Origin of the sequence: Micromonospora sp. NPDC023633, assembly GCF_040640035.1 — a bacterium.
Classification (GTDB): Bacteria; Actinomycetota; Actinomycetes; order Mycobacteriales; family Micromonosporaceae; genus Micromonospora.
The window spans coordinates 1-23,914 of record NZ_JBFABB010000047.1; the positions used below are offsets into that span (position 1 = coordinate 1).

Annotated in this window: 24 protein-coding genes and 1 pseudogene; 12 read left to right on the forward strand and 13 right to left on the reverse strand. The window is 73.5% G+C overall.

The genetic code is table 11. The annotated features are described in order from the left end of the window. From AB0G13_RS16535 to AB0G13_RS16545, 3 genes are all read right to left on the reverse strand, one after another. A partial coding sequence (locus AB0G13_RS16535; RefSeq protein WP_357874843.1) for a YrdB family protein occupies window positions 1-430 on the reverse strand: 430 nt, incomplete at its 3' end. After that, window positions 427-1,005 (reverse strand): WHG domain-containing protein, encoded by a 579-nt coding sequence (locus AB0G13_RS16540; RefSeq protein ID WP_357874845.1) that lies wholly within the window; start codon window positions 1,003-1,005, stop codon window positions 427-429. The genes AB0G13_RS16540 and AB0G13_RS16535, both read right to left, overlap by 4 nt. Then, the gene (locus tag AB0G13_RS16545) at window positions 998-1,795 is read right to left on the reverse strand and encodes an alpha/beta hydrolase (RefSeq protein ID WP_357874848.1); all 798 of its coding nucleotides are present in this window, start codon (window positions 1,793-1,795) and stop codon (window positions 998-1,000) included. The genes AB0G13_RS16540 and AB0G13_RS16545 overlap by 8 nt, the downstream gene beginning before the upstream one ends. 77 nt (window positions 1,796-1,872) lie before the next feature. On the opposite strand from AB0G13_RS16545, the pseudogene AB0G13_RS16550 reads away from it, so the two are divergent. After that, a pseudogene (locus AB0G13_RS16550) lies at window positions 1,873-2,284 on the forward strand (VOC family protein). A 1-nt stretch (window position 2,285) separates the two neighbouring features. Here AB0G13_RS16550 and AB0G13_RS16555 read toward each other — a convergent pair. Continuing rightward, on the reverse strand, window positions 2,286-3,206 hold the full coding sequence (locus AB0G13_RS16555) for a proline dehydrogenase family protein (RefSeq protein ID WP_357874851.1): 921 nt from the start codon (window positions 3,204-3,206) through the stop codon (window positions 2,286-2,288). 130 nt (window positions 3,207-3,336) lie between these two features. Between AB0G13_RS16555 and AB0G13_RS16560 the strand changes: the two genes are divergently transcribed. The 3 genes from AB0G13_RS16560 to AB0G13_RS16570 are packed head-to-tail and all read left to right on the forward strand — an operon-like array spanning window position 3,337 to window position 5,366. Then, entirely contained in the window at window positions 3,337-3,606 is a 270-nt protein-coding gene (locus AB0G13_RS16560) for a hypothetical protein (RefSeq protein WP_357874854.1), read from the forward strand. Window position 3,607: 1 nt separating this feature from the next. Beyond that, window positions 3,608-4,774 carry a glutathionylspermidine synthase family protein gene (locus AB0G13_RS16565; RefSeq protein ID WP_357874857.1) on the forward strand — a complete coding sequence of 389 codons (1,167 nt, stop codon included), beginning with the start codon at window positions 3,608-3,610 and terminating at the stop codon, window positions 4,772-4,774. A gap of 19 nt (window positions 4,775-4,793) precedes the next feature. After that, entirely contained in the window at window positions 4,794-5,366 is a 573-nt protein-coding gene (locus AB0G13_RS16570; RefSeq protein ID WP_357874860.1) for a CGNR zinc finger domain-containing protein, read from the forward strand. 78 nt (window positions 5,367-5,444) lie between these two features. Here AB0G13_RS16570 and AB0G13_RS16575 read toward each other — a convergent pair whose 3' ends face one another. Together AB0G13_RS16575 and AB0G13_RS16580 are read right to left on the reverse strand one after the other, a co-directional pair. Next, on the reverse strand, window positions 5,445-6,251 hold the full coding sequence (locus AB0G13_RS16575; RefSeq protein ID WP_357874863.1) for a sugar phosphate isomerase/epimerase: 807 nt from the start codon (window positions 6,249-6,251) through the stop codon (window positions 5,445-5,447). A gap of 118 nt (window positions 6,252-6,369) precedes the next feature. Next, window positions 6,370-7,314: a Ppx/GppA phosphatase family protein gene (locus AB0G13_RS16580; protein ID WP_357874866.1), complete on the reverse strand. Its 945-nt coding sequence runs from the start codon at window positions 7,312-7,314 to the stop codon at window positions 6,370-6,372. A 74-nt stretch (window positions 7,315-7,388) separates the two neighbouring features. Between AB0G13_RS16580 and AB0G13_RS16585 the strand changes: the two genes are divergently transcribed. Further along, window positions 7,389-8,198 (forward strand): hypothetical protein, encoded by an 810-nt coding sequence (locus tag AB0G13_RS16585; RefSeq protein WP_357874869.1) that lies wholly within the window; start codon window positions 7,389-7,391, stop codon window positions 8,196-8,198. A gap of 56 nt (window positions 8,199-8,254) precedes the next feature. On the opposite strand, the gene AB0G13_RS16590 is transcribed toward AB0G13_RS16585, so the two are convergent. Next, window positions 8,255-8,938: a response regulator transcription factor gene (locus AB0G13_RS16590; protein WP_088998216.1), complete on the reverse strand. Its 684-nt coding sequence runs from the start codon at window positions 8,936-8,938 to the stop codon at window positions 8,255-8,257. A gap of 23 nt (window positions 8,939-8,961) precedes the next feature. Beyond that, entirely contained in the window at window positions 8,962-10,248 is a 1,287-nt protein-coding gene (locus AB0G13_RS16595; protein ID WP_357874873.1) for an ATP-binding protein, read from the reverse strand. A gap of 199 nt (window positions 10,249-10,447) precedes the next feature. Between AB0G13_RS16595 and phoU the strand changes: the two genes are divergently transcribed. Beyond that, window positions 10,448-11,101, forward strand: a complete 654-nt coding sequence (phoU, locus tag AB0G13_RS16600) for a phosphate signaling complex protein PhoU (protein ID WP_357874876.1) — start codon at window positions 10,448-10,450, stop codon at window positions 11,099-11,101. A gap of 62 nt (window positions 11,102-11,163) precedes the next feature. On the opposite strand, the gene AB0G13_RS16605 is transcribed toward phoU, so the two are convergent. Beyond that, a complete protein-coding gene (locus AB0G13_RS16605; protein ID WP_357874879.1) occupies window positions 11,164-11,931 on the reverse strand; it encodes a phosphoglyceromutase in 768 nt (255 codons plus the stop codon). Window positions 11,932-12,081: 150 nt separating this feature from the next. Here AB0G13_RS16605 and AB0G13_RS16610 point away from each other — a divergent pair, with 150 nt between their 5' ends. Together AB0G13_RS16610 and AB0G13_RS16615 are read left to right on the forward strand one after the other, a co-directional pair. Continuing rightward, window positions 12,082-13,467 (forward strand): MFS transporter, encoded by a 1,386-nt coding sequence (locus AB0G13_RS16610; protein WP_357874881.1) that lies wholly within the window; start codon window positions 12,082-12,084, stop codon window positions 13,465-13,467. Window positions 13,468-13,550: 83 nt separating this feature from the next. Continuing rightward, window positions 13,551-14,927 carry an MFS transporter gene (locus AB0G13_RS16615; protein WP_357874883.1) on the forward strand — a complete coding sequence of 459 codons (1,377 nt, stop codon included), beginning with the start codon at window positions 13,551-13,553 and terminating at the stop codon, window positions 14,925-14,927. Between the two features lie 466 nt (window positions 14,928-15,393). Here AB0G13_RS16615 and AB0G13_RS16620 read toward each other — a convergent pair whose 3' ends face one another. From AB0G13_RS16620 to mshA, 3 genes are all read right to left on the reverse strand, one after another. After that, entirely contained in the window at window positions 15,394-16,341 is a 948-nt protein-coding gene (locus tag AB0G13_RS16620; protein ID WP_357874885.1) for a hypothetical protein, read from the reverse strand. A gap of 189 nt (window positions 16,342-16,530) precedes the next feature. Then, entirely contained in the window at window positions 16,531-17,076 is a 546-nt protein-coding gene (locus tag AB0G13_RS16625) for a YbjN domain-containing protein (protein WP_357874887.1), read from the reverse strand. A 60-nt stretch (window positions 17,077-17,136) separates the two neighbouring features. Continuing rightward, on the reverse strand, window positions 17,137-18,501 hold the full coding sequence (mshA, locus tag AB0G13_RS16630) for a D-inositol-3-phosphate glycosyltransferase (RefSeq protein ID WP_357874890.1): 1,365 nt from the start codon (window positions 18,499-18,501) through the stop codon (window positions 17,137-17,139). Between the two features lie 183 nt (window positions 18,502-18,684). Here mshA and AB0G13_RS16635 point away from each other — a divergent pair, with 183 nt between their 5' ends. After that, window positions 18,685-19,446 (forward strand): SDR family NAD(P)-dependent oxidoreductase, encoded by a 762-nt coding sequence (locus AB0G13_RS16635; RefSeq protein WP_357874892.1) that lies wholly within the window; start codon window positions 18,685-18,687, stop codon window positions 19,444-19,446. A gap of 23 nt (window positions 19,447-19,469) precedes the next feature. Then, window positions 19,470-20,267: a class I SAM-dependent methyltransferase gene (locus AB0G13_RS16640; protein ID WP_357874895.1), complete on the forward strand. Its 798-nt coding sequence runs from the start codon at window positions 19,470-19,472 to the stop codon at window positions 20,265-20,267. Between the two features lie 113 nt (window positions 20,268-20,380). Here AB0G13_RS16640 and AB0G13_RS16645 read toward each other — a convergent pair whose 3' ends face one another. Continuing rightward, window positions 20,381-21,472, reverse strand: coding sequence for a UDP-N-acetylmuramate dehydrogenase (locus AB0G13_RS16645; protein WP_357874898.1), 1,092 nt, complete (start codon window positions 21,470-21,472; stop codon window positions 20,381-20,383). A 71-nt stretch (window positions 21,473-21,543) separates the two neighbouring features. Here AB0G13_RS16645 and AB0G13_RS16650 point away from each other — a divergent pair, with 71 nt between their 5' ends. Further along, window positions 21,544-22,305 (forward strand): maleylpyruvate isomerase family mycothiol-dependent enzyme, encoded by a 762-nt coding sequence (locus tag AB0G13_RS16650; protein ID WP_357874901.1) that lies wholly within the window; start codon window positions 21,544-21,546, stop codon window positions 22,303-22,305. Window positions 22,306-22,556: 251 nt separating this feature from the next. Then, entirely contained in the window at window positions 22,557-23,858 is a 1,302-nt protein-coding gene (locus tag AB0G13_RS16655) for an extracellular solute-binding protein (RefSeq protein ID WP_357874903.1), read from the forward strand. The last annotated feature ends 56 nt before the right edge of the window (window positions 23,859-23,914 follow it).

The following is a 23,914-nucleotide window of genomic DNA, read 5'->3' on the forward strand; positions in this document are numbered from 1 at the left end:
AACTTTCTAGCTCCCTGCGGCGTCCGGTCCTCTCGGATCTCGAAGTCCATCGCACCCCTTGAGCTGGGGTGTTGCAACGACTCCTAGAACCCAAGCAGGCGGGGCGGCCCGTCAGCCGGAGCAGGGTGACGGTGACCGCCCACGCCACGACCAGCGCGACCCCGGCCAGCGGCAGTCCGCGCAGGGCGAGCATCCCGCCGCCCGCCACGAACCAGGCGGCCTGGAACGCGTGCTTGCCGGCCGACGGCAGCGGCACGCGGGCCTTCGGCGAGCCGAGGACACCCCAGAGCGCGGCGAGCAGCAGCGGCACGGCGACGGCGGCGGCCAACCGGACGGGCGGCGCCGCGTCCAGGGTCCAGCCCCACCAGGCGCCGACGGCCAGCACGGCCAACTCCAGCAGGAAGAGCAGCAGCAGGCCCAGGGCCTTCACGGGCGTTCCCCCCGGGGCCAGGACCGGAACGCGCCGTCCAGCGCGGCGACCAGGCTGTCGAAGGAGGCGTCGACGGCGCGGGGCAGGCCGAACCCGCCGGCCGCCTCCAGCGAGACGAACCCGTGCAGGGTGCTGCGCAGCATCCGGGTCGCGTCGAGGGCGTCGTCGCCGTCGAGCCCGTAGCCCCGCAGGGTGGCCCGGATCGCCCCGACGGCCCGTTCCCCGGCGGCGACGTGCTCCGGGTCGGTTGGGTCGGGCACCCGCTGGCTGGCCGGGTAGCGGCCGGGGTGCCGGTGGGCGTACGCCCGGTAGGCGGCGGCGACGGCCCGCAGCGCCTCCCCGTCGGCCCGGCCCGCGACGGCGGCGGTCAGCTCGTCGGCGAGCTCGGCGGTGGCCAGCGCGGAGAGCTTCTGGGCGAGCGCGTCGGCCCCCCGGACGTGCTTGTAGAGGCTGGGCAGCGCGACGCCGAGCCGGCCGGCCAGCGCGGCGAGGGTGAGCCGGTCGGCGCCGACCTCGTCGGCGAGCCGGGCCGCCTCGCGCACCACGCTCCGCTGGTTGAGCCCGATCCTAGGCACCGGTGACCGCCAGGAACTCGGTGAGCTGGGCGGCGGTGCGGGCCGGCTGGTCGGCGTGGGGGTAGTGGCCGGAGTCGTCGATCATCCGCGCCTCGGCGGTGGCGAAGAGCCGGCGGGCCGCCCGCGCCCCGGCGCCCGGGTCGGGGAAGTCCGGGTCCTTCGTGCCCATCAGCACCAGCACCGGCTGCCGGACCTCGCGGGCGCGGGCGGTCCAGTGCGGCTCGGCCGGCGCGAGCACGCCGCGCATCGCCGCCATCCGGCCGGGCTCGCGCAGGTTGGCGACCATCGCCCTGCGGTACGCCGCGTCGTCGGCCGGCCGGTCGCACGGGAAGAGCGTGCGGTGGAACAGCCCGAAGATCCGAGGGCTGCGCAGCACGGCGGTCTGGACCACCCGCGTGACCGGGTTGAGCTTCGGCTCCTCGACGAACGGGGCGACCTGGACGATGCCGTTGACCAGGGCGGGGGCGTCGGCGGCGGCGAAGACCACGGCCGCCGCGCTGGACGAGCTGCCGACCAGGGTGGCCGGCCCGCCGCCCAGGTCGCGGACCACCGCGAGCAGGTCGGCGCCGACCTCCGCCGGGGTGTACGACGGCCAGCCGGCGCTGGACGCGCCGTGCCCCCGGACGTCCACCGACGCCACCCGGTGCCCGGCCGCGACGAGCAGCGGGACCAGGTGGCGGAAGGAGCCACGGTTCTCCCCCACACCGTGCGAGAGGACGACGAGCGGCCCCCGCCCGTGCGCCTCGTAGGCGATCCGTCCGCCGTCCCGCTCCACGTAGCTAACAGTCATAACCGTAAAGCTAAGAGAATTAGCTAACGCCGTCAAGGGCTTGACCTCACGCCGGCTTCAGGTCGCACGGTCCACTCATGCCGCTCGCCCCCGCCGCCGCCCCGCACCTGCGCATCGCCCGACCGAGCCGCGACCTGGCAGCCGCCGAACGCTTCTGGGTCGACGGGCTCGGCCTCGACCTGCTCCGGCGCTCCGCCGCCGAGGCGCCGGGCGAGCACGACCTTGCTCATGGTCGGCCGGCCGGGCGACCACTGGCACCTGGAACTCGTCGGCGGGGAGCAGCCCGCCGTGGGGCCGACCCCGACTCCTGCGGACCTGCTGGTGCTCTACCTCGACGGCCCGGTCGACGACCAGCTGGTCCGGGAACTGGAACGGGCCGGCGGGACGAGGGTCTCCGCCGGCCCGTACTGGGACCGCTGGGGGGTGACGGTGGCCGATCCGGACGGCTACCGCCTGGTGCTGAGCACCTGCGGCTGGTCGAACGGCTGACTCACTTCCTCGACATCACGGCCCGGCCGAGGAACACCAGGTTGGCGGGGCGCTCGGCGAGCCGGCGCATCAGGTAGCCGTACCAGTCCTCGCCGTAGGGCAGGTAGGTCCGCACGGTGTAGCCCTCGCCGGCCAGCCGGGCCTGCTCCTCCGGGCGGATGCCGTAGAGCATCTGGAACTCGAACCGCTCGGGGCCGCGGTCGAACCAGCGGGCCCGGTCCTCCCCGATCGCGATCAGGCGGGGATCGTGGGTGGCCAGCATCGGGTAGCCGTCACCGGACATCAGGATGTTCATGCAGCGTACGTAGGACTTGTCGACCTCGCGCGCGGACTGGTAGGCCACCGACTCCGGCTCCTTGTACGCGCCCTTGCACAGCCGCACCCGGGAACCGGCCGTGGCCAGCTCGCGGCAGTCCGACTCCGTCCGCCGCAGGTACGCCTGGAGCACGGCGCCGGTCGACGGGTGGTCCTTGCGCAGCTTGGCGAGGATGTCCAGGGTCGAGTCGGTGGTGGTGTGGTCCTCCATGTCCAGGGTGACCGTGGTGCCCGCCTCCTCGGCGGCGGCGCAGATCGCCCGCGCGTTGTCGTGGGCGAGCTGCTCGTCGAACATCTGGCCGAGCGCCGACAGCTTGACGCTCACCTCGGCGGCCGGGGTGAGCCCCGCGCCGGAGAGCAGCTTCAGCAGCCCGACGTACTCGTCGCGGGTGGCGGTGGCCTGCTCGGGGGTGACGGTGTCCTCGCCGAGGTTGTCGATGGTGACCGCAAGACCGTCGTCGACGAGTTCGCGGGTCGCGCGCAACGCGTCGTCGGTCTTGGCGCCGGCGACGAACCGGCGGACGAGGTCCCGGGTGAACGGGGCCGTCGCGACGAGCCGCTCGACCTGGGATGACCGGGACGCGGCGAGGATGACGGTACGGAGCATGGATCGAGCCTAACGCCCGCCGGTGGCCCCGCGCGGGGCAGCGGCGCAGCCTCGGTCGTCAGGTCCCAACCGCATCACAGGCACCACCCGCGGGCGGACGGCGGTGGCCCCCATCGGTTACAACCATGACGTGGAACAACGCCCCCGCCGCCGACTCCGGTCGGCCTCCGTGCAGCTCGGCGCGCTCACCGTCCTCGCGCTCACCCTCTCCGGCTGCAACATGTCCTCGGACGACGACGATGACGACTGCGCCCTCGGCCCGGTGGGCGGCGGCGAGACGGTGGCCCTGGCGCTACGCGCGCCCACGGTGACCGCCGGGCGCAGCGCGCCGGAGCCCGCCGCCACGGCGGTGCCCGACCGGGGCGGCTTCGGCACCCACCTCGCCTCCTGCGGCGGCTGAGGTGCGCCGGGAGTCGGTCACCCCCCGCCCGGACTGGGACGCCACCATCCGCTCCCAGGGCCTGGTGTACGTCGACACCGAACTGCCCGACGGCGGCATCATGTCGTACTGGGACGAGACCGCCGCGTACGCGTTCGAGCTGGACGAGGTGCTGCGGCTGGAGGAGGCGACCGAGGAGCTGCACCGGATGTCGGTCGCCGCCGCCGAACACGTCGTCGCGCGCCACCGCTACGCCGAGTTCGGCATCCCGGCCTGGGCGGCCGAGGCAGTGGCCCGGTCGCTGCGCGAGGCGCCGCCCACCCTCTACGGGCGCTTCGACCTCGCCTACGACGGCAGTTGGCCGCCGAAGCTGCTGGAGTACAACGCCGACACCCCGACCGCGCTGGTCGAGGCGAGCATCATCCAGTGGTACTGGCTGGAGCACACCCGGCCGGAGCTGGACCAGTGGAACAGCCTGCACGAGCGCCTGGTCGGCGCGTGGGCGAAGATCGGCGCGGGGCTGCACGACCGCCGGGTGCACGTGGTCTGGTCGAACGAGGAGGAGTCGGGCGAGGACCACATGACCGCCGGCTACCTCGCCGAGACCGCCCGCCAGGCCGGGCTGGAGGTCACGCTCCAGCCGATCCAGGAACTCGGCTGGGACGGCCGGCGCTTCGTCGACGCGGCCGACCAGCCGGTCACCACCTGCTTCAAGCTCTACCCCTGGGAGTGGATGCTCGCCGAGCCGTACGGGCCGCTGGCGCTGGAGCCGGGCACCCCGACGACCTGGATCGAACCGGCGTGGAAGCTGCTGCTGTCGAACAAGGCGCTGCTCGCCGTGCTCTGGGAGCTCCATCCCGGGCACGAACTGCTGCTGCCGGCGTACCTCGACTCGCCGCGCGGCATGACGGAGTACGTGGCCAAGCCGCTGCTCGGCCGGGAGGGCGGCTCGGTGCGGATCGTCACCGGCGACACCGAGATCACCAATCCGGGGATCTACGGCGACGAGGGCTGGTGCTACCAGGAGTTCCGGGCGCTGCCGGAGTTCGCCGGCAACCGGCTGGTGCTGGGCAGCTGGATCGTCGACGGTGAGTCGGCCGGGGTGGGGCTGCGGGAGAGCGCGAGCCTCATCACCGACGGCTACGCGCGGTTCCTGCCGCACTACATCGACGCGCCACGGGCCCCCTGAGTCGTCTACGGTTGTGGGCGTGAACTTCGACGCGTACGCCCGGACCGGCGTTGATCTCGTCAACGCCCGCCTGGACGACCTCGACGACCTGCGGGCCCTCTTCCCCGACGACAACGCGTGGATGCGCGACGAGGTGGCGGAACGGGACCTCGCGACCTTCCGGCGGGCGCAGAAGCGGCTGCGCGACGTCTTCGAGTACGGCACCTCCGGGCGGGACGCCCAGGCGGTGACCGAGCTCAACGCGCTGCTGGAGGCGTTCCCGGTGCAGCCCCGCATCTCCGGGCACGACTCCAGCGACTGGCACATGCACGTAACCAGCCGGGGCGCCTCGGTGAGCGCCGAATATCTGGCCGGCGCGGTCTGGGGGCTGTCGGTCTGGCTCTGCGAGTACGGCAGCGCCCGGTTCGGGGTGTGTGCCGACGAGCGCTGCGGCAACGTCTACCTGGACACCTCGTCCAACTGCTGCCGGCGGTTCTGCTCGGAGCGCTGCGCCACCCGCTCGCACGTGGCCGCCCACCGCGCCCGCAAGCGCGCGGCCATCGGCGAGCAGGCCGGCGTGAACACCAAGGAATCGCTCACCACGGTCGTCTGACGCCCGGCCCGGTCGACGCTCAGGCGTAGACCGGGGACGGCGCGGCGTCCAGGGCGTCGGCCGGGGACGGCGCGGCGCTCAGGCGTCGACCGGGGACGGGGTGCCGAGGTGCTGGCGGGCGAACTCCAACGCCTCCCGCAGGTCGGCCTCCCGCACGGCGCGGCTCTTCGCGCCGCGGGTGGTGACCTCCACGGCGACCGAGCCGGTGAACCCGCGCCCCGCCAGCGAGGAGAGCAGCTCGGCGCAGGGCTGGGTGCCGCGCCCCGGCACCAGGTGCTCGTCGCGGCCCTCGCCGGTGCCGTCGCCGAGGTGCACGTGGGCCAGGTTGGCGCCCATCCGGTCGGCCATCGCCATCGAGTCGGTGTGCGAGGCGGCGCAGTGCGACAGGTCGAGCGTGTAGGAGGCGTAGCCCGTCTCGGTCGGGTCCCAGCCCGGGACGTACGGCACGAACTGCCGCCCCGCCATCCGGACCGGATACATGTTCTCCACCGGGAAGCGCAGGTCCGGGTACTCGGCGGCGATCGCGGCGAGCCCGTCGGCGAAGTTGCGCGCGTAGTCGCGCTGCCAGGTGAACGGCGGGTGCACCACCACGATGGGCGCCCCGAGCGTCGCCGCCAGCTCGGCGGAGCGGCGCAGCCGCTCCCACGGGTCGGGGCTCCACACCCGCTGCGTGACCAGCAGGCAGGGCGCGTGGACCGAGAGCACCGGAACGCCGTAGTGCTCGGCGAGCCCGCGCAGCGCGCCGGCGTCCTGGCTGACGGCGTCGGTCCAGACCATCACCTCGACGCCGTCGTAGCCGAGCGCGGCGGCGAGCTGGAACGCCGCCGCGGTCCGCTCAGGGAAGACCGAGGACGTGGACAGGAGCACGGGGACGCGGGAAGTCACACCATCGAGGGTAGCCGGGGTCGATCGACAGCTCGTGACGAGAGACCGCAAACCGCGCGAATCACACGGGGCCGCCTCTTGTTCGCGACCGCGGGGCTCGCAAGCTCACTCCGCACGCTCACACCGGCCCGAGCTGGTCCAGCCGCCGCAGGATCACGCCCTCGCGCAGCGCCCAGGGGCAGATGTCCAGCGCCTCGACGTCCAGCCGGCGCAGCACGGCCTCGGCGACCACCGCCCCGGCGAGCAGCTGGTGGGCCCGGCCGGCGCTGACCCCCTCCAGCTCGACGAGCTGGGCCGGCGGGATGTGCCGGATGAACGCGAGCACCTGCCGCAGCCCGGCGCGGGTGAGCCGGCGGGGCGCCCACAGGCCCGCGCCGGAGGGCGCCGCACCGGCCAGCCGGGCCAGGGTCCGGAACGTCTTCGAGGTGGCCACCGGCCGTTCCCAGCCCACCGCGGTCATCTGCGCGACGACCGGTTCCAGCAGCCCGTCGACGTACGCCCGCAGCTCGTCGACCGCCTCGGCCGGCGGCGCCACCGCGCTGTCGGGGTCCACCCGGAGCCGGTCGCGGGTGAGCCGGCCGGCGCCGAGCGGCAGGGAGACCGCGACGGCCGGGTCCTCGTCGATGCCGGCCGCGATCTCCAGCGAGCCGCCACCGATGTCCAGCACCAGCAGCCGGCCCGCCGACCAGCCGAACCAGCGCCGCACCGCGAGGAAGGTCAGCCGCGCCTCGTCCGCACCCGGCAGCACCTCCAGGCGTACGTCGGTCTCGTCGCGCACCCGGGCCAGCACCTCGGCGGCGTTGGTGGCGTCGCGCACGGCGGAGGTGGCGAACGCGATCAGGTCCTCGGCGCCCAGCCCGACGGCTGCCGCCTTGGCCATGCCGACCGCCTTGACCAGGCCGTCCGCGCCGGCCTCGGTGAGCGCGCCGTCCGGGCCGATCTGCTCGGCCAGCCGCAGCACGACCTTCTCCGAGTGCGCCGGCCAGGGGTGCGCCCCGTGATGGGCGTCGACCACCAGCAGGTGCACCGTGTTGGAACCGACGTCGAGGACACCCAGTCGCATGCTGAAGACACTAGGGCCAACCGGTTTGCGCGGCTCGGCGGACCGGTGGGGGCACCGGGCGTACGCTGGGCCGGGTGACAGGCCAGATCGAACTCCGCGTGCTGGTGGACGACCCGGACGACCCGCGCAGCCGTGAGGTGCCCCTGGACTTTCCCCGGGAGTGGATCGAGTTCGCCGACCCGGCGGACGACAACCACCTCATCCGGGCCGACCTGACGTGGCTGCTCTCCCGTTGGACGTGCATCTTCGGCCGGGGCTGCCACGGCATCGTCGCCGGCCGGGCCGCCGACGGCTGCTGCTCGCACGGCGCGTTCTTCACCGACGCCGAGGACGAGCAGCGGGTCCGGGCCGCGGTGAAGCGGCTGACCCCGTCGACGTGGCAGCACTTCCGGCGCGGGTTCAAGAACTGGACCGAGAACGACACCATCGACGGCAAGAATTCCGCCCGCCGCACCGCCACCCAGGGCGCGGACGGGCCGTGCGTCTTCCTCAACGACGCCGACTTCCCGGCCGGCGCCGGCTGCGCCCTGCACGCCCAGGCGCTGCGCGACGGGGTGCACCCGCTGGAATACAAGCCGGACGTCTGCTGGCAGCTGCCGATCCGCCGCGACCAGGAGTGGGTCAAGCGGCCGGACAACACGAAGGTGCTGGTCTCCACGCTCGCCGAGTTCGACCGGCGCGGCTGGGGCGCGGGCGGGCACGACCTGGACTGGTGGTGCACCTCCTCCACCGACGCGCACGTCGGCACCGAGCCGATGTACGTCTCCTACGGCCCGGAGCTGACCGCGCTCATCGGCGCCCCCGCGTACGCGAAGTTGGCCGAGGTCTGCGGGGCGCGCGGGCGGCAGGGCCTGGTCGCCCCGCACCCCGCCAACGGCGCCTGACCGACCGACGACGACGGGGCCCACGCGCGGCGCGGGCCCCGTCGTGCGTACGCCGATCAGGGCTCGAACTTGTAGCCCAGACCCCGCACGGTGACGATGAAGCGCGGCGCGGACGGCTCCGGCTCGACCTTGGAGCGCAGCCGCTTGACGTGCACGTCGAGGGTCTTGGTGTCGCCGACGTAGTCGGCCCCCCAGACCCGGTCGATGAGCTGACCCCGGGTGAGCACCCGGCCGGCGTTGCGCAGCAGCAGCTCCAGCAGCTCGAACTCCTTGAGCGGAAGCTGGACGGGGGCGCCGTCGACGGTCACCACGTGCCGCTCGATGTCCATCCGGACCGGGCCGGCGGCCAGCGTCGGCCCGCCCGACTCGGCGGCCTCGGCGCTCTGCCGCCGCAGCACCGCCCGGATCCGGGCGACCAGCTCCCGGGGCGAGTACGGCTTGGTGACGTAGTCGTCGGCGCCGATCTCCAGGCCGACCACCTTGTCGATCTCACTGTCCCGGGCGGTGACCATGATGATCGGCACGTGCGAGCGCTGCCGCAGCTGCCGGCACACCTCGGTGCCGGACATCTCGGGCAGCATCAGGTCGAGCAGCACGATGTCGGCGCCGGTCCGGTCGAACTCGGTGAGGGCGGAGGTCCCCGTCGCGGCGACGGAAACCTCGAAACCCTCCTTGCGGAGCATGTACGACAAGGCGTCGGAGAACGACTCCTCGTCCTCGACCACCAGAACGCGGCTCAACGGAACTTCCTTTCCATGTGCTGTCAGACCTGCCGGAGCTCGGCCGGACCGGCCTCGATCCCAGCGGAGGGCGGTGTCGCCAGGACCTCGTCCGGGGGACGGGTGGGCAGCCGGAGGGTGAACGTCGACCCACCACCAAGAGTGCTCGACACCTCCACCCTTCCGCCATGGTTGCCGGCGATGTGTTTCACGATGGCCAGCCCCAGGCCGGTGCCGCCGGTCGATCGGGACCGGGCCTGGTCGGCCCGGTAGAACCGCTCGAAGATCCGGTCGACGTCGGTCGGGGCGATTCCGATGCCCTGGTCGGCGACGGACACCTCCACGTGTTCGTCGGTGGCGCGGGCGGTGATCCGGACGGTGGTGTCCTCGCCCGAGTAGTTGACGGCGTTCTCCACCAGGTTCGACACGGCCGTGGCGAGCTGGGTGTCGCTGCCGTGGACGGTCAGGCCCCGCTCGGCGTCGACGGTCACCTCGATCCGCCGGGCGGCGGCGGAGGTGCGGGTCCGGTCGATCACCTCGGCGATCACCCAGTCGATCGCGACCGGCTCCGGGGGCGGCTGCGGCTCGGCGCCCTGCAGCCGGGTCAGCTCCAGCAGTTCCTGCACCAGGCGGCCCAGCCGGGTCGACTCGTGCTGGATGCGCTCGGCGAACCGGCGGGCGGCGACCAGGTCCTCGGAGAGGTCGGGCGCGCCCGCCCCGGCCGGCTCGGTGGCGTCCAGCAACGCCTCGGCGAGGAGCTGGAGGGCCCCGATGGGGGTCTTGAGCTCATGGCTGACGTTGGCCACGAAGTCCCGGCGGACGCGGGCCAGCCGGTGCGACTCGGTCACGTCCGACGCCTCGACGGCGATGAAGCCCGCCCCGATCCCCATCGCCCTCAGGTGCACCCCGAGCGGGTTCACCCCGGCGTTGTCGCGGCCCCGCGGCAGGTCCAGCTCGATCTCGCGCCGCACGCCGGTGCGGCGCACCTGCCCGGCGAGCGTACGGATCAGCGGGTGGGCGGCGATCGAGCCCTGGGTGGGGCCGGTGCGGAGCAGCCCCATCGCGCGGGCGGCGGGGTTGACCAGGACGGGCAGGTCGTCCGGGTCGAGCACGACCACGCCGGCCCGCAGCGAGTCGATGGTCCGGCGGCCGATCCCGGACTGCGGATCCTCGGCGATCGGGAGCCTCCCCCTGTTGAAGGGGAAGCCGGACCGGCTCCCCGTCCGCGTGGCGCGCTCGCCCAGCGCCGGGACGAGCCGGGGCAGCAGCAACCCGGCGATCAGCCCGACCGCCAGTGCCACGGCCACCGCGACCGTCACCGCCCATTCCACCCGGCGATCGTAGGGTCATTGTTAACCTGGGAACCCCCGCAAATGGGATGAATCACCTTCACTTCCGGGAAAGTTCACTCCCGCGTCCGGCGTCGTTCACCGAGGTTCACCTCGGGTCCGCCCGTCCGACCTACCGTGGGCGGCGCACCTGCTCCCCGCCGACCTCCGGGCCGGCGACCACCGACCACAGGACGTGACAATGCGCGACGAGTTCCGGGCTGACCTGCAGATCGTCAGCCAGCTGCTGGTGGACATGGCGGAGGGGGTCCGGGCCGCGATGCGGCAGGCCACCCGCGCCCTGCTCACCGCGGACCGCCGGGCGGCCGAGACGGTGATCGAGCGGGACGCCGAGATCGACGAGCTCTACCGGCACGTCGAGGAGCGGGTCTGCGACCTGCTCGCCCGGCAGGCCCCGGTCGCCTCCGACCTGCGCGCGATGATCACCGCGCTGCACGTCGCGGCCGACCTGGAGCGGATGGGCGACCTGGCCGACCACGTCGCCAAGACCGCCCTGCGCCGGCACCCCTCGCCGGCCGTGCCGGCGGAACTGCGGCCGACCTTCACCGACATGGCCGCCATCGCCGACCGGATGGCCATCAAGATCGGCTCGGTGCTCGCCAAGCCCGACGCGGACCTCGCCGCCGAGCTGGACGGTGACGACGACGCCATGGACGACCTGCACCGGAGCCTGTTCGGGCTGCTGCTCGGCGAGGACTGGCCGTACGGGGTGGAGACCGCCATCGACGCCACCCTGCTCGGCCGCTTCTACGAGCGCTTCGCCGACCACGCCGTCAACGCCGGCGAACACGTGGTCTACCTGATCACCGGGCAGACCGCCCCCACCCCGAACTGAGGTACGGCCGAGGGCCCCTTCCCCACTCGTCGCGTGGGGAAGGGGCCCTCGTCGTGGCTACGTCAGCGGCCCTGGTTGGCCACCGCGGCGGCAGCCGCCTTGGCGGCGGCCGGGTCCAGGTACGTGCCGCCCAGGGTGAGCGGGCGCAGCTGCGGGTCCAGGTCGTAGCGCAGCGGGATGCCGGTGGGGATGTTGAGCTTGGCGATCGCGGAGTCGGAGATCTGGTCCAGGTGCTTGACCAGGGCGCGCAACGAGTTGCCGTGCGCGGCCACCAGCACCGTCCGGCCGGCCAGGATGTCCGGCACGATCGAGTCGTACCAGTACGGCAGCATCCGCTCGACGACGTCCTTGAGACACTCGGTGCGCGGCATCAGCTCGCTCGGCAGCAGCGCGTAACGCGGGTCGCCGACCTGTGAGAACTCGTCGTCGTCGGCGATCGGCGGCGGCGGGGTGTCGTACGAGCGGCGCCAGAGCATGAACTGCTCCTCGCCGTACTCCTCCAGGGTCTGCTTCTTGTTCTTGCCCTGGAGGGCGCCGTAGTGCCGCTCGTTGAGCCGCCACGACCGGCGCACGGCGATCCAGTGCCGGTCGGCGGCGTTGAGCGCCAGCTCGGCGGTGCGGATCGCGCGGCGCATCACGCTGGTGTGCACCACGTCAGGCAGCAGGTCGTGCTCGCGCAGCAGCTCGCCGCCGCGGCGCGCCTCGTTCTCGCCCTTCTCGGTCAGGTCGACGTCGACCCAGCCGGTGAAGAGGTTCTTGGCGTTCCAGTCGCTCTCGCCGTGCCGCAGCAGGACCAGCGTCCCGACGGTGGGCCCCTCGCTAGCAGTCATGCCGATCATCCTGCCGCACGGCGTCGGACGACGCGCGGGCGGTGGTCGTGACGACCACCACGTGGAAAAGGCGCTGCCCGGCCATCCGGCCTGGCACTAGGTTGTAAGGCGCAATAATCAGGGCGGTCATTACGGGGCGGGGGCACCGACGTGCGGACGATGCGGGGTTGGTTCCGGGACACCACCGGCGGCCTGCCGGTCACCTTCTGGTACCTGTGGGCCGGCACGCTGATCAACCGGCTCGGCTCGTTCGTCCTGGTCTTCCTCGCCATCTACCTGACGCAGGAGCGCGGTTTCTCCCCGTCGCAGGCGGGGCTGGTGCTCGGCCTGTGGGGTGTCGGCGGCGCGCTCGGCACCACCGCCGGCGGCACGCTGAGCGACCGCTGGGGCCGCCGGCCCACCCTGCTCACCGCGCACCTCGGCGCGGCCGCCATGATGCTCGCGCTCGGCTTCGCCCGGGAACTGTGGGCCGTGGCGCTCGGCGCCCTGCTGCTCGGCATGTTCGCCGAGGCGGCCCGGCCCGCGTTCGGCGCGATGGTGATCGACGTGGTGCCGGAGAAGGACCGGCTGCGTGCCTTCTCGCTGAACTACTGGGCGATCAACCTCGGCTTCGCCAGCGCGGCGATCCTCGCCGGCCTCGCGGCCGAGGCCGGCTACCTGCTGCTCTTCGTGGTCGACGCGACCACCACCGTGATCACCGCACTGATCATCTTCGCCAAGGTGGGCGAGACCCGGCGGGCCCCCACCGGCGCGGTCGCCCACAAGGGCGGCGGCGCGCCGATCGGGGCGCTGCGCACCATCCTGCGCGACCGGGTCTTCCTCGGCTTCGTGACGCTCAACCTCTTCGCCGCGCTGGTCTTCCTCCAGCACATCTCGATGCTGCCGATCGCGATGGGCGACTCCGGCCTCAGCCCCGCCACCTACGGCTCGGTGATCGCGCTCAACGGGGTGCTGATCGTCATCGGCCAGCTCTTCGTGCCCCGGCTGATCAGGGGCCGGAGCCGGTCGCACGTGCTCGCCCTGGCGTCCGTGGTGATGGGCGTCGGGTTCGGGCTCACCGCCTTCGCCGACACCGCCTGGTTCTACGGCCTGACCGTGCTGGTCTGGACGGTCGGCGAGATGCTCAACTCGCCGTCCAACGCCACCCTGATCGCCGAGCTCTCCCCCGCCGAGCTGCGCGGCCGCTACCAGGGCGTCTTCTCCCTCTCCTGGCAGGGAGCGGCCGCGGTCGCGCCGGTCCTCGGCGGCCTGGTCCGGGAGCAGGCCGGCAACGCCCAGCTCTGGCTCGGCTGCGCCGTCATCGGCGGGCTGATGGCGCTCGCGCACCTGATCTCCGGCCCGACCCGGGAGCGCCGGGCCGCGACCCTGCGGACGGCCACCGGTCCCGTCGTGCCGGTGGTGGCGATCCAGCCGCCCGCCCCGGAGGCGGCCGAGGCGGCGGCGACGGCCCCCGCCGAGCCGGTGGATCCGGCGCGGGACGACGGCCTGCCGGACAGGGGCCCGGGGCGGGCGGCGGAGCCGACCGGAGCCCGGTGACCAGCGACACGCTGGCGCGGCAGCCCTCGGCTTCCTACCGTCGAGGACGCTTCGGTTAGGTAACAAAACTGTCGGGAGGACGGGTGCGGGCCCTGCGCCGCTGGCTGGACGACACCGCGGGCGGGCTTCCCGCCACCTTCTGGTACCTCTGGGCCGGCCTGCTGATCAACCGGGCCGGCGCCTTCGCGATGCTCTTCCTGTCGCTCTACCTGACCGAGGCGCGGGGCGCGAGCGAGGCGCTCACCGGCACGGTCGTCGGGGCGTACGGGCTGGGCGGGGCGGCCGGCGTGCTGCTCGGCGGGGTGCTGGCCGACCGGTGGGGGCGGCGGTCCACCCTGCTCGCCGCCCACCTGGTCACCGCCGGGCTGATGGTCGGGCTGGCCTTCAGCCGGCACCTGGCGATGATCGCGGCGCTCGCCGCCCTGGTCGGGGTGACGCACTCGATGCCCAGCCCCGCCTTCGTGGCGGCGATCGTCGACGTGGTGCCCGAACGGCGTCGCTCCCGGGCCTTCAACCTCCAGTTCTGGGCGTTCAACCTGGGCATGGCCGTGGCCTCGCTGCTGGCCGGCCTGCTCGCCGAGGCGAGCTTCGTCGCGCTCTTCCTGGTCGACGCCGCCGCCACCCTGCTCGCGGCGGGCGTCATCGCCTGGAAGGTCCCGGAGACGCTCCCCCGTCGCCAGGCCGGCCCCGCGCCGATCACGGACACCCTCCGTTCGGACCGGCCGGACGGTGTCCGAGGTCCTCGGTCGGGACCGGTCGGCGGCAGAGCGGTGACGTCGCGGCGGGCGGGGCGGTCTCGGCAGCCGGGGCTGCACACCGCGCTGACCGACCGCACCTTCCTCACCTTCGTGGGCCTGACCTTCGTGCTGGCCGTGCTGACCATGCAGACGTCGACGATCATGCCTTTGGCGATGCGGTCGGACGGCCTGCGCCCGTCGGCGTACGGGGCGGTGGTGGCCCTCGGCGGGGTGCTGATCGTGCTCGGGCAGCTCTTCGTGCCGCGGCTGATCGAGCGGCACCGCAGGGACCGCGTCCTGGCCGTCTCCACCGCGCTGCTGGCGTTCGGCTTCGCCGCCCTCGCGTTCGCCGACGACGTGGCGGTCTACCTGGCCGCGGCGGTGGTCTGGACGGTCGGCCAGATGCTCGCCGCGCCGCCCAACGCGCAGATCAACGCCGACCTCGCCCCACTGGAGCTGCGGGCCCGCTACCAGTCCGTGTTCTACCTGGCGTTCCCGGCGGCGTCGTTCGTGGCGCCCACCCTCGGCGGGGTGAGCCTGCAGTACCTCGGGGACCGGCACTGGCTCATCGTCGGCGGGCTGGGACTGCTGGCCGCCGGCTGCCACCTGCTGGCCGGCCCACCCCGCGAACGCCGCGTCGCCGCACTCCGCCAACTCTCCACCCCGACCCCGACCCCGACCCCGACCCCGACCCCCACCCCCGCCTCCGCCTCCGTGCGTTGATCATGAGGTTGGCGGCGGTCCAGGAGATCCAGACCGCCGCCAACCTCATGATCGACGCGGTTGGGAGCCGGCGGGAGCCGGGCGGGGCCGGACAGCAGAACGCCCATCGCGACTCGTGATCGCGATGGGCGTTCGCACCGTATGACCGGCGGCGGCGGGCGAAGCCCACCCCCGTAGGCGTCGCCCGCTCGCGCCGCCGGTCCAAACAGGTGGCCACCGTCCCCCAACGGTGTTGTTCCACCCGTCCCCTGCGCCTCGCTCGGTGCACGGATCTGATCGATCCACCGCTCCCCCGAACGGTTCCAAGCGTGGCGCGGTGCAATAAAGTTAGTTCGCCCGGGATTACGAAGACAACCTGGATGGGCTGTCTCGCCGGTCACAGCTCCGTCGTCGAACCGGAGTGCCCCCGCCTCGGGCCTCGGTCATGGCCAACAGGGCTTACCCGTCGACCATTCCCCCAAACACGTCAGGCGTCCTCACGATCTGGCGATTCCGTACGGAAGAAGTTGCTCGGCCGGCCGTCCCGGAGCTGCTCCTGGTAGATCAGGTTCAGCTTCCGCTCGTCGAAGGTGCGGAACCACTCGTCCCAGCTGATCTCGCGTACCCGGCTGCTCTCCCGGTAACCCGGCATGTTGAAGGTGAGCACGCCGGCCCGCCCCTCCCGCTCGGTGCCCGCGATCGTCGCCGGCCTGGCGCCGCGCTCGCCCGCCCAGCGCCGGATCACGTCGTGGTTGGTGGTGACCAGGCTGCGGCCGGGGCGCTCCGGCCGGTCGGCGGTGGACGAGATGAGCTGCGAGGAACGCACCGACCGCGAGGTACTCCGCCCGGTCCGGACCCCGGTCGCCGTACCGCCGCGCGTCGTCCCCGCCCGCGACGGCGCCGCCGCGGACGTGCGGGCCGACGTGGACTTCCGGGCCGCCGACGTGGACTTCTTCGCCGGAGCCGCCTTCGCGGCGGCCTTCCTGGCCGGTGGCTTCTTCTCGGCCGCTCTCTTCTCGGCCGCCTTCTTCGCCGCCGCCTTCTTCGCCGGGGCGCTCTTGTTCGCCGCCTGCGCCCGGCCCGGGGCGGCCTTGCCCGCCGCCCGGCCCGACGCCGCCTTCTTCGTGGCGGCTGCCCGCCCGGCCGACGCCCGCGTCCCCGTCGCCCGGCCGGCGGGCCCGGTGCTGCGACGCGCGGCACCACCCGAGGGACGCTCCGCCCGCAGGGTCTTCGCCAGCGTCTTCACCAGTTCCGGCTTGCGCAGGGCGGAGATGCCGGAGACCCCGCGCTTGCGGAGCTGTCCCCGGATCTCGTCCACCTTCATCCGGGAGATCTCGGACTCGGAGATCGTCGGGGTGTTCGGGGTCTGGTTGCCCGCCTGCCGTTTCGTCCTGGTCGCAGTCCCGCCGCGACCTGAGCTGTTCCGCTGAGCCATGGGACGCTCACGCTCCTCGACAGTTGGTCCTCGGCGCGCGGCCGGTCCCAGTGCCGCACCGCGCGGTGCGGCATACCCGTCAGGACCGGTCCGAACCTCCGACCGGGGCACCTGTGCCCGCCTCCTTGGCGGCGGCACCCCGACTGCCCGGTCCCGGCGGCACCGGACCGCCCGGCGGGCCAGCGGTGCCTACTGCCCGGCGATCGCCGTGGTGCCCTGCTGCCCGGGCCCGCCACCGCCCGGGGACGGCTCGAAGAGGTGCGCGAACGCCGCGAGGTTGGCGGTGGACTCGCCCCGCTTGACCCGCCACTCCCACTCCCGCCGGATCGAGCTGCCGAAGCCGATCTCCAGCATGGTGTCGAAGGACTCGTCGGCGTACGTCAGCACCGCGCCCAGCAGCCGGTCCAGCTCGTCGGCGTCGATCCCGGCGGGGTTGACGCGACCGGTCAGGTAGACGTCGCCGACCGCGTCGACGGAGAACGAGACGCCGTACATGCGGGCGTTGCGCTGCAACAGCCAGGCCCACAGCTCCTCGCGCCGTTCGTCCGGCTGGCGCATCACGAACGCCTCGATCCGCAGCGCGTGCTCCCCGACGATCAGGTTGCAGACCGTCTTCAGCTTGTGGGTGCCCGGCAGCGTGACCGCGTACGAGCCCGGGCCGGTCGACTCCCAGGCCAGCTCCCGCTCGTCGCAGACCGACTCGATCAGCGCCGCAAGATCGCTCTTCCCGCTCATCGGATCCACTCTACGGCCGCCACCGCCCCGGCACCCGGTGGCGACGGCCGGCGCGACCGGTCACCAGGAGCAGGACATCGCCGGGCCGCCGGCCAGCTCGGAGGCGAGTCGGGCCCGGTGCGCGGCGATCGCGTCGCCGTAGACGGCGAGCAGTCCGGAGGCGGTGCGGTGCCAGGAGAAGTTACGGGCGTGCCGCGCGGCGCCCCGGGCCAGTTCGGCGCGGTGGCGCCGGTCCGGCAGCAGGCGTCCGAGCGTACGGGCCCAGTCGGCCGGGTCGTGGCCGTCGATCAGCACGCCGCTGACCTCGTCCCGCACGGCGGTCACCAGGCCGCCGACGGCGGCGGCCACCACCGGCGTACCGCAGGCCTGTGCCTCCAGCGCGACCAGGCCGAAGGACTCGTTGTACGACGGCACCGCGACCAGGTCCGCCGCCCGGTACAGGGCGGGCAGGTCGTCACCGGTCTGCGGGGGCAGGAAACGCACCCGGTCGGCGACGCCGAGCGTGGCGGCCAGCTCCATCAGGGCGGTCGGCCGGTCCAGCCCGCTGCCGCTGGGGCCCCCGCAGATCACCACGGTCACCTCGTCGGCGAGCACCGGGTCGTGCTCGCGCAGCGCGGCCACCGCGCGGATGAGCACGTCCGGGGCCTTCAGCGGCTGGATGCGGCCGACGAAGGCCACCACGTAACCGGTGGCGGGCAGCCCGAGCCGGCGACGGGCGGCCGCCGCGACGCGATCGCGGTTCCCCGGCGCCGGGCGGAACCTCTCCAGGTCCACGCCGGGCTCGACCACCGCGACCCGGGCCGGATCGGCGTCGTACCGGTCGATCAGGTCACGGGCCTCGACCGTCGTGTTCGCGATCAGCCGGTCGGCCTCGGCGACCACCTGCTCCTCGCCGATGACGCGGGCCTTCGGCTCGGGCCGGTCCCCGGCGGCGAGCTGGGCGTTCTTGACCTTCGCGAGCGTGTGCGCGGTGTGCACCAGCGGCACCCCCCAGCGCTCCTTGGCCAGCCAGCCGACCTGCCCGGAGAGCCAGTAGTGGGAGTGGATCAGGTCGTAGTGGCCGGGCGGCCGGGAGGCCTCGGCGCGGAGCACGCCGGCGGTGAAGGCGCAGAGCTGCCCCGGGAGCTCCTCCTTGGTGAGCCCGCCCAGGGGGCCGGAGGTGACGTGCCGGACGTGCACGCCCGGCGCCGTCTCGACGATCGGGGGGAGGTCGCGGGAGGTGGCCCGGGTGAAGATCTCCACCTCGACGTCCGCCTCGGCCAACCGCCGGGCGACCTCCAGGATGTAGACGTTCATCCCGCCGGCGTCGCCGGTGCCCGGCTGGTGCAGGGGTGAGGTGTGCACCGAGAGCGTCGCGATCCGCCGGGGGCGGGGCCACGGGCGCGCACCGCGCTGACGACCCACACCGGTGTGCAACTCCGCCACGTCCGCTCCCCTTTGTCACGGTTGATGCCGTCCGCACGCCCGGCGCCCCTTCGGACAACGTCCCCGGCGAATGTCATCTTCCCCATCGGGCACTCGTAATGCGCCGGGACGGCGCCCGGGCGTGACGGACCTCATCACCGCGCCGCCGGCAGCCACCCCGGCCGCCCGGGGGAGAATGACCGGATGACCCCTGTCGCCGTTGTCACCGGAGCGTCCAGCGGGATCGGGGCGGCCACCGCCCGCCGGCTCGCCGCCGAGGGATTCCACGTCCTCGCCGCCGCGCGGCGTACCGACCGGTTGGCCGCCCTGGTGGCCGAGATCGAGTCCGCGGGGGGCGCGGCCACCGCCGTGGCCTGCGACGTCACCTCCGACGAGTCGGTGGCCGGCCTGGCCGGGGCGGCGGCGGCCCTGGGCCCGGTCACCCTCCTGGTCAACAACGCCGGCGGCGCGCGCGGCCTGGACCCGGTCGAGTCCGGTTCGGTCGGCGACTGGCAGTGGATGTACGACGTCAACGTGCTCGGCACGCTGCGCGTCACCCAGGCGCTACTGCCCGCGCTGGAGGCGTCCGGGGCCGGCACCATCGTGGTCGTCTCCTCGACCGCCGGCTTCACCGTTTACGAGGGCGGGGGCGGCTACGCCGCCGCGAAGCACGCGCAGACGGCGATCGCCGGCACGCTGCGGCTGGAACTCTGCGGTCGACCGGTGCGCGTGATCGAGATCGACCCCGGCATGGTCAGGACCGACGAGTTCGGGCTGGTCCGCTTCGCGGGGGACACCGAGCGGGCGGCGGCGGTCTACGCCGGGGTCGCCGAGCCGCTGGTCGCCGAGGACGTCGCCGACTGCATCGCCTGGTGCGCGACACGCCCGCAGCACGTCAACGTGGACCGCCTCGTCGTACGCCCGCTGGCCCAGGCCGCCCAGCACAAGGTGCACCGGGTCGGCTGAGCCGGCCCGGACGGTCGCGGACGATGGCGGGCACGGCGCGGCACCGGCCGCTCGGCGTGGTGACCCGGGGGACGACGAACCCCAACCGGCTCCGCCGGGTGGACAACTGGATCGTCGAGACCTGCGGGGAGGCGCTGCGCGAGGCGGCCGACCCGCTGGTGGTGGACCTCGGCTACGGCGCCAGCCCCGTGACCGCCGTCGAACTGCGCGCCCGGCTGGCCACCGCGGTCCGCCCCGACGTGCGGGTCGTCGGGCTGGAGATCGATCCGGTACGCGTCGCCGCCGCCCAGCCGTCCGCCGACCCGCCCCGGCTCACCTTCGCCCGGGGTGGGTTCGAGCTGGCCGGGCTGCGGCCCGCCCTGGTCCGCGCGTTCAACGTCCTGCGCCAGTACGACGAGCGCGAGGTCGCCGACGCCTGGCGCACCGTGACCGCCGGGCTGGCCCCGGGCGGGCTGCTGGTCGAGGGCACCTGCGACGAGTTGGGGCGGCTCGGCGGCTGGCTGCTGATCGACGCCGACGGCCCCCGTACGCTCACCCTGGCCGCGAAGCTCACCACCCTGGGCACCCCGGCGGAGCTGGCCGAACGGCTGCCCAAGGCGCTGATCCACCACAACGTCCCCGGCGAGCGGATCCACGACCTGATCCGCGCGCTCGACGACGCCTGGCGGGCCGCCGCCGGCTACGCCCCGTACGGCCCCCGCCAACGCTGGCTGCGCGCGGTGCCCGCCGTACGCGAGGCGGGCTGGCCGGTCCTCGACGGCCCCCGCCGCTGGCGCCACGGCGAACTCACCGTCCCCTGGCCCGCCATCTCCCCCACCTGACCCACCTGCCCCACTGCGGCGATCGTGCAGTCGTGGTGGGCGTTTCGGGGCATCACGCGGCTTTCGCACCCCACCAGAAGTGCATGATCGACGCGTGCCCCGGGGGTGGCGGGTCAGATGGTGCAGTTGATGAGGATGGGTTCGGGGTGCAGGGTGACGCCGAAGCGGTGGTGGACGCCGTCGCGGATCTCCCGGGCCAGCTCGACCAGGGACGCGGTGCTGGCGGTGCCGCTGCGGTTGGTCAGGGCGAGGGTGTGCTTGCTGGAGATGGCGACGCCCTCCGGCCCCGGGTGGCCCTTGCCGAAGCCGGCCTTGTCGATCAGCCAGGCCGCGCTGACCTTCACCACGTCACCCGCGCCGGGCCAGGCGGGCGGCTCGCCGACGTCGGCGGCGCGCTCCCGCAGCAGCTCGTACGCGGCGACGTCGAGCACCGGGTTGGTGAAGAACGAGCCGACCGACCGGGTGTCCGGGTCGGTCGCGTCGAGCACCATGCCCTTGCCGGCGCGCAGCCGCAGGACCGTGGCCCGGGCGTCGGCCAGCGGCACCCGGTCCCCCACCTGCACGCCGAGCGCCCGGGCCAGTTCCGCGTAGCGCACGGGGCCGGACAGCGGCGAGCGGGCGAGCCGGAAGTCGACGGAGAGCACCACCCAGCGGTCGCTGTACTTGAAGATGCTGGACCGGTACGCGAAGCCGCAGTCGGCGGCGGCGATCCGCCCGACGGTCCCCTCGACCCGGTCGTGGACCTCGACGCCGGTGATGGTCTCCGCGACCTCCTGCCCGTACGCGCCGACGTTCTGGATGGGGGTGGCGCCGGTCGAGCCGGGGATGCCGGAGAGACACTCCAGGCCGGACCACCCGTTGGCCACGGTGGTGGCGACCAGGTCGTCCCAGGGCTCGCCGGCCTCGACGCGCACGGTGACGGTGTCGGCGTCCTCGGCGACCACCCGCAGGCCCCGGGAGCGCACCAGGACCACGGTGCCGGGGAAGCCGGCGTCCCCGATCACGACGTTGCTGCCCCCGGCGAGGAGCAGGACCTGCTCGCCCCGTTCGGCGGCCTCCCGCACCGCCCGTACGATGCCGTCGGCGTCGGTGCCGGCGACGACGCGTCCGGCCGGGCCGCCCAGGCGCAACGTGGTGTATCGCGCCAGGTCGCACCTCGTGGGGTGTTCGGTTCCGGTTGTCGGCTGGGCGTAGACGTCTGACACGCCTTTCACCCTAGGCTGAGGGGTAGCCGCGGCGCCCACTGGTGGCCCGGTCACCCCCGGGAGGATTGGCGATGAGCAGACTGCATGGCACGAAGGACTTCTGGTTGGGAGCGCTCCGGGCGGAGGGCCCGGCGTTCGCCGCAGCCGTGGCCGAGGCCCCGCCGGAGACACCGGTGCTCTCCTGTCCCGGCTGGACGGTCGCCGACCTGACGCTGCACCTCACCTCCATCTACCGCTGGGTGCACTCGTTCGCCGGATCGGGCGCGGCCACCCCGCCGCCGGGGAGGTCGAAGCCGATCGAGCCGGAGCCGGGCGTCGCCCCGCTCCAGCTCTGGCAGCAGGCGTACGACCAGCTGATGACCCTCTTCGACGGCCTCGACCCGGAGGCCCCGGCGTGGAACTGGGCGCCGCAGCCGAAGAAGGCGGGCTTCTGGCCGCGCCGGATGGCGCACGAGACCGCGGTGCACCGCTGGGACGCCCAGCTCGCCATCGCGGCGGGCGAGCCGGTCGAGGCGAAGCTCGCCGCCGACGGGGTGAGCGAGATCCTGGACACCTGGCTGCCGGCCGGCCGGCGCCGCACCGCCGGCCAGTGGCACGGGGTGGTGCAGCTCTCCGCCGTCGACGCCGGCCAGGAGTGGTTCCTGCGGCTGCGCGGCGAGGGCGTGGCCCTGCTCGACACCGCCACCATCTTCGACCACGACGACCACCACGCCCGGGCGCAGGTCAGCGGCACCGCGAGCGACCTGCTGCTGGCGCTCTGGGGCCGGGTCGGCCTCGACACGCTGGACGTGGCGGGCGACCGCGCCCTGCTGGAGGGCCTGCGCGTCGGCTGACCCATCGCCGCGCGGAGCCGGGCCCCGAGGGCTTCGCGCAGTCCCACCGCACGTTCCAGGAGAGTGGCCGCCCGGCACGGGGCGGCCACTCTCCTCGCGTCCGGCCCCTCGGCAACCATCGGAGAGCGCTCTCTTGACACCGGCGGAAGCAACCACCACCCTGACGTGAGAGCGCTCTCTCAGCTCTGCTCCACCACCTGCCTCACCACCTGCCTCACCACCTCAGACGACCTGAGAGGGGTCCGACCGAAATGGGTGTCTTTCCGCGCCGCCGCCTGGCGGCGGTGGCCCTCGTCGCCGCCACCGCGCTTTTCGCCACCGCCGGCTGCGCCGGCGACGAACCCGCCGACGACGGCAAGATCACGTTGACCGTGGACGTGTTCAGCCAGTTCGGCTACGAAGAGCTCTACAAGGAGTACATGGCCAGCCACCCGAACGTGAAGATCGTCGAGCGTGGCACGGGCACCAACCTCGACGACTACTCGCCGAAGCTGACCCAGTGGCTCGCCGCCGGCAAGGGCGCGGGCGACGTCGTCGCCATCGAAGAGGGGTTGATGGTCGAGTACAAGGCCAACCCCGACAACTTCGTCAACCTGCTCGACCACGGCGGGGCCGAGCTCCAGGGCAACTTCCTGGAGTGGAAGTGGAAGGGCGGGATGACCCAGGACGGCAAGCTGATCGGCCTGGGCACCGACGTCGGCGGCATGGCGATGTGCTACCGCAAGGACCTCTTCGCCAAGGCCGGCCTGCCCACCGACCGCGAGGCGGTCTCGAAGCTCTGGCCGACCTGGCAGGAGTACATCAAGGTCGGCGAGCAGTTCAAGGCGAAGAACACCGGCGCCGCGTTCCTGGACGCCGCGACCAACATCTTCAACACGATCGTGCTCCAGACGGCCGGCAACGCGCAGGGCTACCACTACTACGACACCAGCGGCAACCTGGTGGTGGATAGCAACCCGGCCGTCCGGCAGGCCTGGGACACCACCATGGACATCGTCGACTCCGGCCTCTCCGGCAAGTACGGCTCCTGGTCCGAGGAGTGGGTGTCGGCCTTCAAGCAGGCCAAGTTCGCCACCATCGCCTGCCCGGCCTGGATGACCGGCGTCATCGAGGGCAACGCCGGCGCCGAGGCCAAGGGCAAGTGGGACATCGCCCGGGTGCCCGGCAACGGCGGCAACTGGGGCGGGTCGTGGCTCGCCGTGCCGGCCCAGAGCAAGCACCGCGCCGAGGCGATCGAGCTGGCCAAGTTCCTGACCAGCGCCAAGGGCCAGATCGGGGCGTTCAAGGCCAAGGGCCCGCTGCCCTCCTCGCCGCAGGCGCTGGCCGACCCGGCGATCGTCGACGCCAAGAACGCGTACTTCTCCGACGCCCCCGTCGGGCAGATCTTCGGCGAGGGCGCCAAGACCCTGAAGCCCGTCTACATGGGGCCGAAGAACCAGGCCGTCCGCACCGAGGTCGAGAACGCCGTCCGGACGGTGGAGCTGGGCCAGCGCAACCCCGAACAGGGCTGGACGGACGCGGTCAACAACGCGAAGAAGGCCGCCGCCAAGTAGCCCGAGCCGGAGTGCGGGTGGGAGGGCGCCGGGGGCGCCGGTCCCGCCCGCACCCG

Coding starts and splice junctions, on each gene's coding strand:
- AB0G13_RS16545 (WP_357874848.1), bottom strand. CDS start 1,795: ATGACTGTTAGCTACGTGGAGCGGGACGGCGGACGGATCGCCTACGAG.
- AB0G13_RS16555 (WP_357874851.1), bottom strand. CDS start 3,206: ATGCTCCGTACCGTCATCCTCGCCGCGTCCCGGTCATCCCAGGTCGAG.
- AB0G13_RS16580 (WP_357874866.1), bottom strand. CDS start 7,314: ATGCGACTGGGTGTCCTCGACGTCGGTTCCAACACGGTGCACCTGCTG.
- phoU (WP_357874876.1), top strand. CDS start 10,448: ATGCGCGACGAGTTCCGGGCTGACCTGCAGATCGTCAGCCAGCTGCTG.
- AB0G13_RS16605 (WP_357874879.1), bottom strand. CDS start 11,931: ATGACTGCTAGCGAGGGGCCCACCGTCGGGACGCTGGTCCTGCTGCGG.
- AB0G13_RS16620 (WP_357874885.1), bottom strand. CDS start 16,341: ATGGCTCAGCGGAACAGCTCAGGTCGCGGCGGGACTGCGACCAGGACG.
- AB0G13_RS16625 (WP_357874887.1), bottom strand. CDS start 17,076: ATGAGCGGGAAGAGCGATCTTGCGGCGCTGATCGAGTCGGTCTGCGAC.
- AB0G13_RS16635 (WP_357874892.1), top strand. CDS start 18,685: ATGACCCCTGTCGCCGTTGTCACCGGAGCGTCCAGCGGGATCGGGGCG.
- AB0G13_RS16640 (WP_357874895.1), top strand. CDS start 19,470: ATGGCGGGCACGGCGCGGCACCGGCCGCTCGGCGTGGTGACCCGGGGG.
- AB0G13_RS16650 (WP_357874901.1), top strand. CDS start 21,544: ATGAGCAGACTGCATGGCACGAAGGACTTCTGGTTGGGAGCGCTCCGG.
- AB0G13_RS16655 (WP_357874903.1), top strand. CDS start 22,557: ATGGGTGTCTTTCCGCGCCGCCGCCTGGCGGCGGTGGCCCTCGTCGCC.